Source organism: Alteribacter natronophilus (assembly GCF_006007885.1).
Classification (GTDB): domain Bacteria; phylum Bacillota; class Bacilli; order Bacillales; family Salisediminibacteriaceae; genus Alteribacter; species Alteribacter natronophilus.
The window spans coordinates 950,742-964,720 of record NZ_VCRO01000001.1 but is presented as its reverse complement, the minus strand read 5'-3'; the positions used below and the strand labels follow the sequence as shown (position 1 = coordinate 964,720).

Annotated in this window: 14 protein-coding genes; 12 read left to right on the top strand and 2 right to left on the bottom strand. The window is 48.2% G+C overall.

Annotated features, from left to right (window positions below; translation table 11 throughout):
* Positions 1 to 72 precede the first annotated feature (72 nt).
* Positions 73 to 1,041 carry an asparaginase gene (locus FGB90_RS04805; RefSeq protein WP_138809408.1) on the bottom strand — a complete coding sequence of 323 codons (969 nt, stop codon included), beginning with the start codon at positions 1,039 to 1,041 and terminating at the stop codon, positions 73 to 75.
* A gap of 176 nt (positions 1,042 to 1,217) precedes the next feature.
* On the opposite strand from FGB90_RS04805, the gene prsW reads away from it, so the two are divergent.
* From prsW to fni, 8 genes are all read left to right on the top strand, one after another.
* Positions 1,218 to 1,889, top strand: coding sequence for a glutamic-type intramembrane protease PrsW (gene prsW / locus FGB90_RS04800; protein ID WP_138809407.1), 672 nt, complete (start codon positions 1,218 to 1,220; stop codon positions 1,887 to 1,889).
* 98 nt (positions 1,890 to 1,987) lie between these two features.
* Positions 1,988 to 2,155, top strand: coding sequence for a hypothetical protein (locus tag FGB90_RS19590; protein WP_171051702.1), 168 nt, complete (start codon positions 1,988 to 1,990; stop codon positions 2,153 to 2,155).
* A 254-nt stretch (positions 2,156 to 2,409) separates the two neighbouring features.
* Positions 2,410 to 3,480 carry a spore cortex-lytic enzyme gene (gene sleB / locus FGB90_RS04795; protein WP_138809406.1) on the top strand — a complete coding sequence of 357 codons (1,071 nt, stop codon included), beginning with the start codon at positions 2,410 to 2,412 and terminating at the stop codon, positions 3,478 to 3,480.
* A 17-nt stretch (positions 3,481 to 3,497) separates the two neighbouring features.
* Complete coding sequence (gene ypeB / locus FGB90_RS04790) at positions 3,498 to 4,850, top strand: germination protein YpeB (protein WP_138809405.1); 1,353 nt, start codon at positions 3,498 to 3,500, stop codon at positions 4,848 to 4,850.
* Positions 4,851 to 5,155: 305 nt separating this feature from the next.
* Positions 5,156 to 5,830 carry a (d)CMP kinase gene (cmk, locus tag FGB90_RS04785; protein ID WP_138809404.1) on the top strand — a complete coding sequence of 225 codons (675 nt, stop codon included), beginning with the start codon at positions 5,156 to 5,158 and terminating at the stop codon, positions 5,828 to 5,830.
* 1 nt (position 5,831) lies between these two features.
* Complete coding sequence (locus tag FGB90_RS04780; protein WP_306419219.1) at positions 5,832 to 6,434, top strand: lysophospholipid acyltransferase family protein; 603 nt, start codon at positions 5,832 to 5,834, stop codon at positions 6,432 to 6,434.
* Positions 6,435 to 6,514: 80 nt separating this feature from the next.
* Positions 6,515 to 7,669, top strand: a complete 1,155-nt coding sequence (gene rpsA, locus FGB90_RS04775; RefSeq protein ID WP_138809403.1) for a 30S ribosomal protein S1 — start codon at positions 6,515 to 6,517, stop codon at positions 7,667 to 7,669.
* Between the two features lie 346 nt (positions 7,670 to 8,015).
* Positions 8,016 to 9,083, top strand: a complete 1,068-nt coding sequence (fni, locus tag FGB90_RS04770) for a type 2 isopentenyl-diphosphate Delta-isomerase (RefSeq protein ID WP_138809402.1) — start codon at positions 8,016 to 8,018, stop codon at positions 9,081 to 9,083.
* A 132-nt stretch (positions 9,084 to 9,215) separates the two neighbouring features.
* Here fni and FGB90_RS04765 read toward each other — a convergent pair whose 3' ends face one another.
* A complete protein-coding gene (locus FGB90_RS04765) occupies positions 9,216 to 9,359 on the bottom strand; it encodes a YpzI family protein (RefSeq protein WP_138809401.1) in 144 nt (47 codons plus the stop codon).
* A gap of 87 nt (positions 9,360 to 9,446) precedes the next feature.
* On the opposite strand from FGB90_RS04765, the gene FGB90_RS04760 reads away from it, so the two are divergent.
* From FGB90_RS04760 to FGB90_RS04745, 4 genes are all read left to right on the top strand, one after another.
* Complete coding sequence (locus FGB90_RS04760) at positions 9,447 to 10,067, top strand: YphA family membrane protein (RefSeq protein ID WP_138809400.1); 621 nt, start codon at positions 9,447 to 9,449, stop codon at positions 10,065 to 10,067.
* A gap of 578 nt (positions 10,068 to 10,645) precedes the next feature.
* A complete protein-coding gene (gene der, locus FGB90_RS04755) occupies positions 10,646 to 11,962 on the top strand; it encodes a ribosome biogenesis GTPase Der (RefSeq protein WP_138809399.1) in 1,317 nt (438 codons plus the stop codon).
* A gap of 305 nt (positions 11,963 to 12,267) precedes the next feature.
* The gene (plsY, locus tag FGB90_RS04750) at positions 12,268 to 12,882 is read left to right on the top strand and encodes a glycerol-3-phosphate 1-O-acyltransferase PlsY (protein WP_138809398.1); all 615 of its coding nucleotides are present in this window, start codon (positions 12,268 to 12,270) and stop codon (positions 12,880 to 12,882) included.
* 3 nt (positions 12,883 to 12,885) lie between these two features.
* Positions 12,886 to 13,935 carry an NAD(P)H-dependent glycerol-3-phosphate dehydrogenase gene (locus FGB90_RS04745; RefSeq protein ID WP_138809397.1) on the top strand — a complete coding sequence of 350 codons (1,050 nt, stop codon included), beginning with the start codon at positions 12,886 to 12,888 and terminating at the stop codon, positions 13,933 to 13,935.
* The last annotated feature ends 44 nt before the right edge of the window (positions 13,936 to 13,979 follow it).

Here is a 13,979-nt window from a genome sequence, read left to right as displayed (position 1 = left end):
CCGGCAGCAGACTTTACGAAATGGCGTAAGGTTTGAAACCGAAGTTGCAGGTGGTGTCTTCCCGAAGAGGTATTACTGATTAAAAATCTCCTGCAGCCGCTCACGGTCAGACGTCTTTTCGAGCGCAACCATAAGTTTCAGACGGGCTTTTTGTCCATTGAGGCCGTTCGTAAAAATCATACCCAGCTCCTTGAGCTGTCTGCCGCCGCCTTCGTACCCGTAAACATCCTGTACTACACCATTAAAGCAGCGCGAAACAAGGACAATCGGCACACCCCGGTCGATCAGGGATTTAAAGGCATCGATCGTTGCAGGAGGGAGATTTCCCTGCCCGAAAGCTTCGATGATGAGGCCGTCAAGCGGGGTGCTGCAGATTGCTTCTATCAGCTCCGCTTCCATGCCGGCAGCTGCTTTTAGAAGCAGCACTTTCTTCTGTACACTCGGGACAACAAAACGCGGTGCGGTTACCGGGTGGTGGTGAAAGTGGATTCCGCGCTTTGATACGATCCCAATCGGCCCATACTGGGGGCTCTGAAAAGTGGCGATGTTGCTTGTGTGGGTTTTTGTAACGTTTTTGGCCGTATGGATTTCGTCGTTGAGAACGACGAGCACTCCTTTGTTTCTCGCTTCTGAGCTGGCGGCTGCCCTTATGGAACTGTACAGGTTGTAGGGGCCATCAGAGCCGAGCTCGTTGCTGGAACGCATGGCACCTGTGACAACGACGGGTATTTCGGTCTCGAGAATTAAATCGAGCATATAAGCCGTTTCCTCAAGTGTGTCTGTTCCGTGGGTGACAACGACGCCGTCAATTTTTTCCTCCATTACCCTTTTATCAATTCGCTTTGCAAGATGAACCATGTGAGCCGGCGTCATATGAGGGGATGGGACATTGAGGAAATCCTCTGCCATCAGTTCGATATCATCCACCGCTTTCAGCACATTGTGAAGAGGGTTGGCCGGGTTCGGCTTAACGGCCCCTGTTTCCGGATCCTCGCTCATGGCAATCGTACCGCCGGTATGTATAATGAGTAATTTTTTCATAATTATCATCTCCTTTTAACGTTCGGGGGTATTTCCTGTGTAAAGATACAGCTGAAACCTATTGGCAGGAGGCTTTCGATTCGTTATGATTTTCCTATACGCACCTGACAGGTTTCAGTATATCATTTCGCAGCTGAGTTCCGTCCAGCCGGCTGCAGAAGAAAGGAATTCAGCCGATGTTAGCTGTTATCGCTGCTGCCCTGGCGCCATCTGCTGCGCTGCTTGCATTTTTTTATCTTAAAGATGAATTTGAAAACGAGCCGCTGATTACCGTTGCACGCTGCTTTCTTTTCGGCTGTCTCCTTGTTTTTCCGGTTATGTTTATTCAGTTTGCTTTTGATGAGGAAGGTCTGCTTCAGTCCTATTTTCTGACCGCCTTTGTCCAGACAGCTCTGACAGAGGAATTCTTTAAATGGTTTCTTGTTTATTTTACCGTTTTTCATCACGTTCACTTTAATGAGCGTTACGATGGAATTGTATACGCATGTGCGGTGGCACTGGGTTTTGCCACGGTGGAAAATATATTCTACCTTCTGTCGGCGGGGGTGGACCAGGCTTTTCTGCGGGCGGTGCTGCCTGTTTCAAGTCATGCGTTATTCGGCGTGGTAATGGGGTATTATTTAGGGAAAGCTAAATTCAGCAATAAGGGAAAGAAAACTAAAGCTGGACTTGCCCTGCTGATTCCTGTTATCCTGCACGGCATCTACAATTTTATTATTCTGACACAGAATTACTGGACATATGCGGTTATCCCCTTTATGATTTTTCTCTGGGTGTATGCTCTGAGGAAAGTAAAAAGAGCGAACCGCATGCAGGCAAAATACTATTCAAAGTATGAAGCGGGATAAAACAGGCTCCCGGTTGAAACTGGAAAAGTGTTCAGTGTATAGTATGGAAAACGAAATAAAAAGACAGACCATCCTAAACCCGAAAAGGAGTGAGACCGTTGACTGAAACGAAACCACGCTACAAGGTGACGATCCGGTGTGAGCAGTGCGGAGAAAAGTATATTCTCCGTGGCAGACCGAACAGTGAAGGCGGTTATGATACAGGTTTTAAACGCTGTGTCTGCGGAAACGAGTCCAACCTTGCTATTGATGTAACCCCTGAATAAAGGCTGATCATGCTGACAAAAAGGAACCCGGAAGGCAGTAACCTGTCTTCCGGGTTTTTTATGTGAAAAATGGAGGAGGCGAATGCGGCCTCCATGACGTCAGCATGAGCGCGTTAAGTGCCGGAGGAAAGCAGCTTTGATTTCTCAATTCAGCCATGTTTTAAGCATTTGAATAAAATCTGGGAGCAGGTGAAAACTACCATTACGAAAGGCAAGATTCGTCTGAATACGCTCAGAAGAGGGAGGATTACAACATGAAGAAGAGGAAAACAGGACGTCTGACGCGAATCCTTGTCGCTCTCCTTGTATGTATGCAGATTTCAGTTCTGCTTCCGGAAAGCGCAGATGCTTTTTCCGATCAGATCATACAGAAAGGGGCAACAGGTGATGATGTGGTTGAACTTCAGTCCAGACTCCAGTATATCGGTTTTTATCACGACACTATTGATGGAGTTTACGGCTGGGGAACTTACTGGTCAGTGAAAAAATACCAGGAGGAATTTGGTCTGGATGTGGACGGGCTCGTAGGCCCGAAAATGAAGCATATGCTCGAAAAATCAACGGACTTTGATAAAGAGTTTGTACACAGAATGCTTAAGGAAGGGCGTAAGTTTACGCATTACGGCGGTATGCCGCTGGATAAGCAGAAAGGAAAGAAGCCGGGAACAGGTAAGCCTGGAAGAGAGGAAACTGCCCGAAAGCCGTCTGAACCTGCTCCGGCACAGCCTTCCCCTGAGGCCCCGGCACCTGAAACACCAGCACCTGGGGAAGCTGCACCTGAACCTGGTGAGCAGCCGGAAGCCCCGGCTGACGAAACGGCCCCGGCTCCTGAAGGAACGCCTGAAGCGGCTCCGGCCCCGGATGAGGGAGCACCTGAAGAGGATATCCCTGATGAAACACCGGAAGAGGATGCTGCTCCCGGAGATGACGAAGCAGACATTCAGGAAGCTATTAACACTCCTGAAGGATTCACAGACAATGATATTCAGATAATGGCACAGGCTGTTTATGGCGAGGCGCGCGGAGAGCCGTATACAGGCCAGGTTGCTGTTGCAGCAGTTATCCTGAACCGGATTGAGAGTCCGACATTCCCCAACGATCCTGCAGGAGTCATTTTTGAACCGCGTGCTTTTACGGCAGTAGCCGACGGTCAGATCAATCTTGATCCGGATGATACTGCAAGAAGAGCTGTTCTTGATGCCATTAACGGTCAGGATCCATCAGGAGATGCCCTTTACTATTTTAACCCGGACACAGCTACATCAGGCTGGATCTGGTCCCGGCCGCAGATTAAGCGGATCGGCAAACATATTTTCTGTGAATAAACGGAGGTGGAAAAATAGTGATACGATCAGTCTTGATAGCATTGCTTGTTGTTGCTGTACTTGGAACCGGTTACTGGGGCTACCTTGAGCACCAGGAGAAAAATGCTGTCCTCATTCAGGCGGAGAACAATTACCAGCGTGCATTTCATGAACTCAGTTATGATCTTGACCATCTGCACGATGAACTTGGATCAGCCCTTGCCATGAACTCGAGGGAAAGGCTTTCTCCATCATTGACGGATGTATGGAGAATAACGTCCGAAGCACAGAGTGATCTCGGACAGCTGCCGATGTCACTCATGCCATTCAGCAAGACAGAGGAGTTCCTTCATAAAATCGGAGACTTCTCCTACCGGAACGCGGTGCGTGACCTTGATCAGGAACCACTCTCGGAAGAAGAATACGAGCAGCTGAAAACGCTCTACAGTCAGTCGGGTGAGATTCAGGATGAGATGCGTAAAGTTCAGGGGATGGTGATTAATGATAATCTGAAGTGGATGGACGTTGAACTTGCCATGGCCGCACAGGACAACCCCGGTGACAATGCGATCATTAACGGGTTTGAAATCATTGACGAAAAAGCCGGGCATTTTTCTGAAACTGATTTCGGTCCGGATTCAGGTCATATTACCAAGACCGATGAAGAGATTGCCGAACGGGTTGAGGGCCTCGAGGAAATTGATGAGCAGGAAGCAGTGGATATTGCAGGCGAATTCCTTGATCGCGATAAGGATTTCGAAGTGGAAGTGGACACCACTGGTGACGGCCTTGCCTACAAGGCATACAGCCTGACAATTGAGGATCCGGATGATGGTCACGATATCTATATGGACATTACGAAAAAAGGGGGAAAACCTCTCTGGCTGCTGGAAGACCGTCAGATTGAAACAGCCGACATCAGTCTTTATGATGCTTCCGAAAAAGCCGGGAAGTTCCTTGAGAAAAACGGATTCGAATCAATGGCCCTCGTTGACAGCAAACAGTACGAGAACACCGGTGTTTTCAATTTCGCCCATATGCAGAATGATGTAAGAGTATACTCCGATGCGGTTGTAGTCGAGGTGGCACTGGATAACGGAGACATTATCGGGTATGAAGGGTTCTCCTATATCGCCAACCACGAAAAGGAAAAACCGGTTAATCAGTCACTTACCCGGGAGGAGGCACGGGATCGGCTCAATCCGGCACTGGAAGTGATGGAGCATCACCTGGCCGTTATTGAAAATGAACTGGAAGAAGAGGTTCTGTGTCACGAGTTCTTCGGTACAATTGATGACGATACGTACCGGATCTTTATTAACGCCGAAAACGGCAGGGAAGAACGTGTTGAAAAAATGGACCGGGCAGAACCGGTTTATGATTTTGACTGAATAAACGTCACTCCGGGATCCGTCCCGGAGTGATTTTATTTGCGGGGAGGGTGCATATACGGAACAATCGGGAGACACTTGCCCGCTATAATCATCAAAACAAGGTAAAAGCACAATTTCTGATGATTTTCGTACGAAAAAAAGGAAAAATCAAATGAACCTCGAAGTCAGTAAATACATCCGGACTGGGTGATTGAAGGAGTCTATAAATAGACCTTCGTTCACATGATGTGATAGTATTAAGAGAAGAATGAGAATTTACGGAACGATGCTTGATTCGTTTTAAGAGAGGTAGAAGAGACAACATGGAGCAGCTGATTAATATTGCAATTGATGGTCCTGCAGGGGCAGGAAAAAGTACTGTAGCCAGAGAAGTGGCCGCCCGACTCAGCTTTGTTTATATTGATACGGGAGCTATGTACAGGGCCCTCACATATGAAGCATTAAAACACCAGGCAGACGTACATAATGAAGAGGCTGTTATGGGCCATCTAAAGGAAATGGTCATTGTCCTCGGCAAAGATGCGGAAACAGGACTTGTAGTTGTAAATGGAGAAAATGTTACAGAAGCGATCCGATCTTCGGATGTAACGGCTAACGTATCCTATATCGCCCGGCATGAGCAGGTACGCCGTGAAATGGTACGCAAGCAGCAGGAGATGGCAAAGTCCAAACGCACCGTTATGGATGGCCGTGATATTGGGACAGCCGTCCTGCCGGAAGCCGAGGTTAAGATTTTTCTTACAGCCTCAGTGGAGGAGCGTGCCCGGCGCCGGCACGAAGAACAGATCGCGAAAGGGATGCCTTCGGACTATGAAACGCTCATAACCGAGATTGCCAGGCGCGACCGTATTGACTCTGAACGGGAAATTGCACCCCTTAAAAAGGCGAGTGATGCTGTGGAAGTGGATTCCACCGAGCTTTCCGCAGAACAGGTGATAGATACGATACTCGATATAGTCCGAAAGAGGGGAAGTTGACGTGAAGCCCGGTATTTATAAAGTCGGAAAATTTATCTGCCGTACTTTTTTAAGATTATTTTTCAGAGTCAGAGTCGAGGGCAGGGAAAACATTCCGTCAGACGGAGGCGTTCTCCTCTGCTGCAACCATATACACTATCTGGATCCCCCTTTTCTGGGAGCATTCCTGAAAAGGGATACGCGTTACATGGCCAAATCAGAACTCTTTTCAATGCCGATTCTTAAAGGGCTGCTTCCAAAACTTGGTGCTTTTCCGATCCGCCGGGGAATGAGTGACCGCCAGGCACTTCGAACCGGCCTCGGTCTTTTGAAGGATGAAGAAATGATAGGAATATTCCCTGAAGGTACCAGGAGTAAAACAGGTGAACTGGGTGGCGGACTTGCCGGCGTTGGATTTTTTGCCCTGAGATCAAAAGCCTATGTTGTTCCGGCTGCGATTACAGGCAGTTATAAGCCATTTTCACGGCTTACAATTGTCTACGGAAGTCCTGTAGATATGGAAAAATTACGATCCGAAAAAGCTTCCGCCGAGGAGGCAACCGCAGCCATCATGGAAGGAATTCGGGGATTACTTGAAAACCATCCGGGGAATAAAAAAGGGTAAAACTTTCACTTCACAGTGAGAGCTTAAGATAAAAAAGTTTCAACGTTCCCGTGTAACCGGGGTTAGGGAGGTAATTGTCAATGGCAGAAGAAATGAACAACGAAATGGCGGAAGTTAAATCCTTTTCCGTCGGAGAAATCGTTACTGGAACAGTAACGAAAGTGGAAGAAAAACAAGCATATGTGAACGTCGGATATAAAACAGACGGCGTTTTACCAATCAGCGAGCTTTCCAGTCTCCACGTGGAAAAAGTAAGTGACGTTCTTTCTGAAGGAGACGAAATCGAACTGAAGGTTACTAAAGCTTCAGACGACGAGCTTGTACTTTCCAAACGCGCCGTGGCAGCTGAGAAAGCCTGGGCAGATATGGAAGAGAAACTTGAAAATGGCGAGACATTCGAGGCGGAAGTTGCCGATGTAGTTAAAGGCGGACTTGTCGTTGATGTAGGTGTACGGGGTTTTATTCCCGCATCTCTCGTGGAGCGCCACTATGTGGAGGATTTTTCCGACTACAAGGGGAAATCACTGCGTCTTAAAGTAGTGGAAATGGATCGTGAAAAGAACAAACTGATTCTTTCCCAGCGTGCCGTTCTTGATGCTGAAGCTCAGGATCGGAAACGCAGCACCCTTGAAAACATTCATGAAGGGGATGTTATTGAAGGGACAGTCCAGCGTCTGACGGACTTCGGTGCTTTTGTTGATATCGGCGGCGTTGACGGGCTGGTTCACATTTCACAGATGGCTCACCATCATGTGGAAACACCTTCTGAAGTTGTCAGTGAAGGGGACAAAATCAATGTAAAAGTTCTAGGGGTCGACCCTGATAATGAGCGCATTTCACTTTCCATTAAAGAAACTCTTCCAGGACCGTGGCAGCAGTTTGAAGGAAAAGTGAAAGCAGGCGACGTTGTCGAAGGGAAGGTAAAACGCCTGGTCTCATTTGGAGCCTTTATTGAGATTGGACCGGGTGTAGAAGGACTTGTTCATATCTCCCAGATTGCCAACCGGCATATCGGTACGCCTGGCGAGGTACTTGAAGAAGGCCAGACGGTTCAGGCTAAAGTGCTTGATGTTAATATTCACGACAAGCGAATTTCTCTCTCAATCCGTTCTCTTGAAGAGGAGTCCCGTCAGGAGTCCAATCGTCAGCAGGAACGGGAGTACCAGAAAGAAGATGATAATTCCGGATTCTCGCTTGGTGATATGATTGGTGATCAGCTCAAAAAGTATAAATAAAAAGGCTTTGTTCAATCTTAACGTTGATATTTAATAGTTGATTGGAGCGAACGCGCGACACTCCTGCGGGAACAGCGCCAACGAAAGACCCCGCAGTGCGGTTTTCCCGAGGAGGCTGAAGCAATGCCTGTGGAAGCGTCAGCCGGCAGCGTAGAAAAACAACAATCTTTCCGTTAAGAAAATAAAGATATTACAGGTCCCGCGCAGTTACTCCGTACGTAACGGAAGGTCTGCTGCTGGGCCTGTTTTTTACCCTTTCCGGCGAATCGCTCAAAGGCAAGGGTCCTGAAGCAGAAGAAAAAACGTTATATCCCAGCAGAAAACTTAACAGTAGGCAGGTGTTGGCATGAGCAGGGCACAGCGTAAGATGGATCACCTCCGGGGTGCACTGAAACTGGAACAGGCCGGAGAGTCGGGTCTTAGTGACATCAGGTTTGTACATAACAGTCTTTCAGAAGTGAAGACCTCTGAAATCAGTCTTGAAACAGAAGCGGCGGGATTGAAGTTCGAATCACCGCTGTATATTAATGCCATGACAGGCGGGGGCGGAAAAGCGACCGAGACCATAAACGGATCCCTTGCAGAGGCTGCCGGGATTCTCGGGATCCCCGTTGCAGTAGGATCACAAATGTCGGCAATAAAAGACCCTTCCGAGCGGAGTACATATGAAGTGGTGAGAAAAAGAAACCAGGAAGGCCTGGTTTTCGCCAATGTCGGCAGTGAAGCCTCGGTCTCACAGGCTCTTGCATGTATAGACATGCTGGAGGCGGATGCACTTCAGATACATTTAAATGTCATCCAGGAACTTGTCATGCCTGAAGGGGACAGGGATTTTACCGGGACTCTGCACCGGATCAGGGCAATTGCAGAGGAAAGCAGGATTCCGATAATTGTTAAGGAAGTCGGATTCGGAATGACCCGCGAAGCAGCCGGCTCTCTCTTTGAGGCTGGAGCACTTATTGTGGACGTGGGAGGGCACGGCGGAACTAACTTCTCGGTTATAGAAAACGAGCGGCGCGACCGGGAAATGGCATTCTTTAATGAATGGGGTATTCCCACAGCGTGTTCCGTTGCGGAAGTCTGTGAGGCCCATCCCGGAAAATCTGTGTTTGCAAGCGGGGGAATCCGGTCCGCTTCGGATGTGGCAAAAAGTCTGGCTCTTGGGGCTTCTGCTGCAGGTATGGCAGGAAGAATTCTTTCCTGGGTGCAGGAGGGCGGAGTGGATAACGTAGTGGAAAATATCCATTCAATTGAAAACGAACTGAAATGGATTATGACAGCTCTCGGTATAACAGATATAAGCTCTTTCCAGACGGTCCCTGCTGTAATCAGCGGCTCTACCCATCACTGGCTTACAGAGCGGGGGATCAGAACAGAAGCTTTCAGCAGAAGAATGCCCGGGATGAAAACTTAATTCGCTGACTGCGGAATTATCGGCGGTGTTTCTGCAGTGTTTCCATCCTGCCACGCTAAAAGGAAAGCGGAAAAGGCGGTGAACCGGCCTATCGGCTGATTCACCGCCTTTTATGGTGCAGAAAGATGCTGCTTACCGTTCCCGCTGACGCCGGTCGCTTTTGGCATTCTCCGGGGATTCCATCTCCGCTGCCCCTTTGTAATGAAGTGCCTGATCACGGTCCGATTCCACGGTATGTGACTGTTTAAGTTTTTTCTCCTGACGATCTCTTCCCATTAAAATGCCTCCTTTTAACAAAATCACGTATAGTTTGCCCCTGAAACAGCCGATTATGTATAAAAAAAGGTATAAGGGGATGTGGATGTGGAAGGCTTCTGGTTTTTATGGGCGGCATGGCTCAGTTTTATTTTTGCTGCATTTTTTATATCAAGGCACGGATTTATCGTTATGTCGGTTATTCTTGGTGCCATTACAGGTTCATTTTTTACTGTAAGCGTTTCGGGGGTGGATCTGAACGGGGGACTCCTTCTCCTTGCCGGGGCGGGATACGTCATTGTTGCCCGTTCCGGGGGAACTGCAGGGGCACTGCTTCTGTCAGTTGCAGTATCTGTTATATTCGGCTGGCTGGAGTACGTTTATTTCTACGAGCCGGTGTGGATGTTTCTACCTTTTGAATATGTTCTTGCAGGAGCTGTAACACTGCTTTTAATCTTTCTTGGACGAAATTTTCATCTTCGTACGGCAGTCCTTTTCACCGGTATTTTTCAGGGAGGGATTGCGTTTTCTCTCTTTGTAAATATTCTTAATGACGGCAGGGGTGCAGGTCTGACCACCGGAGGATTGTCCCAGCTTGATATTCTCGCTTTCTCCTTTCTTGCTTTAAGTGCATGGTCCGGCCTGGAGTATACAGCAGCTTCTCTGAAATCCATTCTCCTCACAAAACATCCCTTACCGCGTGTGGCAGGCAAAAAAGCAAATGCCTGAACACGGCCGGGTTCCGAAAAAGCTCTTTTCGGAAGGCTGTTTTGGGAAAGATTGTTTTTTTCTCCGCTGCAGGCCGACGCTTTCCGCGGGCAAGGCTTCAGCCTGCAGAGTAGTTACCATGCTTCTTCCTCTGCTCGAATCGCTCCGAAGCACCTGCGTCGAAGCAGCTCGAAGCAAACTCACGATGTAAACGCTCGTCCCTGCGGGGTCTTTGGCTGTTGCTTTTCCTGAGGGAGTCGCGGCCTTTCGCTCCGGAAATTTACCAGTAAATAGCAACAACCAATACGAAAAGAGCTTTTCGGAAGAAAGTCTGGATAAACGCCTGCTGTTACAGCAGCAATCTCTGCGAAAACAACCTTGCGAAAAGAACATTTGTGGAGCAGATGAGCTTTTGGTATAATATACTGGCTGGCTGAAGACCCTTTCGTCATAAGGAAGGGTTTTATTTTTGATACTGAATACCTTTGCTGACTTATTAGAAGCATGTTTTTACATACACTACACAGCAGCAATGAAAGAAGTGGCTGTAACCCCTGGTAATCTTCAGGCGGTAACAGCAGGAAAGTGAGGGGCAGAGCATGCCAAAACCGGTAGTAGCCATTGTGGGCCGTCCGAATGTTGGAAAGTCCACAATTTTTAATCGTATTGTAGGAGAAAGAATTGCCATTGTTGAAGATAAACCAGGAGTGACCCGTGACCGTATATACGGGCATGGAGAATGGCTGAACCACGAGTTTCACGTCATTGATACAGGCGGGATCGAAGTGGGTGACGAGCCGCTTCTGGCCCAGATGCGTTATCAGGCTGAACTGGCAATCGAAGAAGCCGATGTTATCGTTTTTATTGTTAATGGACGTGATGGAATTACGGGAGCGGACGAGGAAGTTGCCCAGATGCTGTTCCGTTCAAAAAAGCCGGTTGTGCTTGGTGTGAATAAAATGGACGACCCGTCTCTCCATGAAAAAATGTACGAATTTTACAGTCTGGGAATTGGAGATCCGGTAGCTATCTCAGGTTCGCACGGTATCGGCCTTGGTGATATGCTTGACATTGTAGCGGAGCATTTTCCTGTTGATGCAGATGATGACTACGATGAGGATACAATCAGGATCAGTCTGATCGGTCGTCCGAACGTTGGAAAAAGTTCCCTCGTTAATGCCCTCCTGGGAGAAGAGCGTGTTATTGTAAGTGATATACCGGGAACAACCCGTGACGCTATTGATACACCATTTGAAAAAGACGGGCAGGAGTATGTCATTATTGATACAGCCGGCATGCGGAAAAAAGGCAAGGTATATGAAAGTACCGAAAAGTACAGCGTGATCCGGGCTATGCGGGCAATTGAACGATCCGACGTTGTTCTTATGGTTATTAACGGCGAAGAAGGAATGATTGAGCAGGATAAAAGGATCGCAGGTTATGCTCATGAAGAAGGCCGTGCCGTAATAATTGTGGTAAATAAATGGGATGCTGTGGAAAAAGATGATAAGACCCTGCGCGAGTTTGAACAGAAAATCAGGGATGAATTCCTGTTCATGGACTATGCTCCACTGGTTTTCGTTTCAGCAAAAACAAAACAGCGTCTGCATAAAGTTTTACCGATGGTCAACGAAGTGAGTGAATTCCACAACCAGCGTGTGCCGACCAACGTCCTGAATGATCTGATTGTCGATGCAGTAACGATGAATCCGACACCAACCGATCATGGCGGACGCCGTCTTAAAATCAACTATGCAACCCAGGTGGCTGTTGCACCGCCAACGTTCGTTCTTTTTGTTAACGATCCCGAGCTTCTTCACTTTTCCTATCGCCGTTATCTGGAAAATAAAATCCGGGACACGTTCAACTTTACGGGCACACCAATCCGGATTCTTGCCAGAAAAAAGAATGATTAATGTGCCAGGGGAGACCTGCAGGATCAGTTTCCGGCAGGTCTGCCGGTCTTTTCTGCAGAAGAATTAATAGACTTCCAAAATGAATTCAATCGTTTTAAAAGAAGGCTGTTTTCGGATGGATTGCTGCTTAATAATGGAAGTGAAAGGTGGCCACTCCTGCAGGCATGGCATCAACTTAGACCGCGCAGGATCGTTTTTCCGGGCAGACTGGAGTGATGCCTGCGGAAAGTGTTCACCAGAAGCGAAGATTACTTTCGTCAGCAGCAGACTTCACGAAAAGAGCGTAAAAGAAAGCGGGGGTTGTGATGTTACTTGTAACAGCTGTCATTATTTCGTATCTTTTAGGTTCTGTAAGTTTCAGCATGATAATTGCGAAAAAACTCAGAAAAGTTGATATTCGCCAGCATGGAAGCGGTAATGCAGGAGCAACGAATACGCTGAGGGTTCTTGGAATTGGTCCTGCCGTTACCGTGCTGCTCCTTGACTGCTTTAAAGGTGTTGCGGCGGTGTGGCTTGGCCTTGGTCTGACTGGTGGGGACCCCCTTGCAGCAGGAGCTGCCGGTCTTGCGTCCATCATCGGTCACAACTGGCCGGTCTACTATGGGTTCAGAGGCGGCAAAGGGGTGGCTACAACAATCGGCGTTCTGGCAACTCTGGTGTTCTGGCAGGCTCTTATTGCAGGGATTGCTGCTATTGCTGCCATAGCAGTCACGCGCTATGTTTCTCTCGGGTCCCTTATTTTTATTGCCGGTACTACGGCTCTGACTCTTTTTATGATTAGTGACAATACATACCTGTATATTCTGCTTATTATTACAGCTCTTTCCTTCTGGCGGCACAGAACGAATATCAGCCGTCTTGTCAGTGGGAATGAAAGCCGGATCGGTGAAAAGGCCGGATCAGGCGGAAAGGGGAACTGATTTATGTCTTCAATTACAGTATTCGGAGCAGGGAGCTGGGGAACAGCTCTATCAATCGTACTGGCTGATAATGGACATGATGTACTTTTATGGGGAAGATCCGAAGCGGCGGCGGAGGAAATCAACGACAGACATACGAACGGGAAATATCTTCCCGGAATTTCCCTTCCGGAGACGCTTGAGGCTACAACAGATCTGGAAAAAGCTGCCGCTCACGGTGAAATTCTGCTCCTGGTTGTTCCTACAAAAGCGATGCGGGACGTACTGAAGGAGTTGAATACTCTGCTGGACCGCCCTGTTCTTATGGTACACGCCAGTAAAGGAATTGAACCGGATACCTATCTGCGCGTTTCCCAGATTATCGAAGAGGAAATCTCGCCGGAGAAACGACGGGCGGTTGTGGTGCTGTCAGGCCCTTCTCACGCTGAGGAAGTGAGTTTAAGACAGCCGACGACAGTTACAAGCTCGTCGCTTGACACGGAAGCTGCAGAGGAAGTGCAGGATCTCTTCATGAATCAGCATTTCAGAGTCTACACGAATCCCGATCTTACGGGTGTGGAAATCGGAGGTTCACTGAAAAACATTATAGCCCTTGGTGCCGGAATGACGAGCGGACTGGGCTATGGAGATAACGCCAAAGCTGCCCTGATGACCCGGGGACTTGCTGAAATTGCCCGACTGGGAATGAAGCTTGGTGCCAATCCCCTCACATTTGCCGGACTCTCGGGTTTAGGTGATCTGATCGTCACCTGTACAAGCGTGCACAGCCGGAACTGGCGTGCCGGTAATATGATTGGAAAAGGAAAGTCCATTAATGAAGTGCTGGACGAAATGGGCATGGTCGTGGAAGGCATTCGCACAACGAAGGCAGCGTACCAGCTCGCAGGACGTGAAGGAGTTGAAATGCCGATCACGAAGGGTCTCTATGATGTTCTTTTTAACGAAAAACCGCCTCATGAGGCGGTTGAAGAACTGATGGGCCGTGTTAAAAAGCGTGAGGTTGAAGATTTGAAACTCGGTGAAACCGATCCTCTGAACAGACTCGAACCATAAATACTGCCATCACCATAATCCCTTCTCTGCATATGATAACGTGA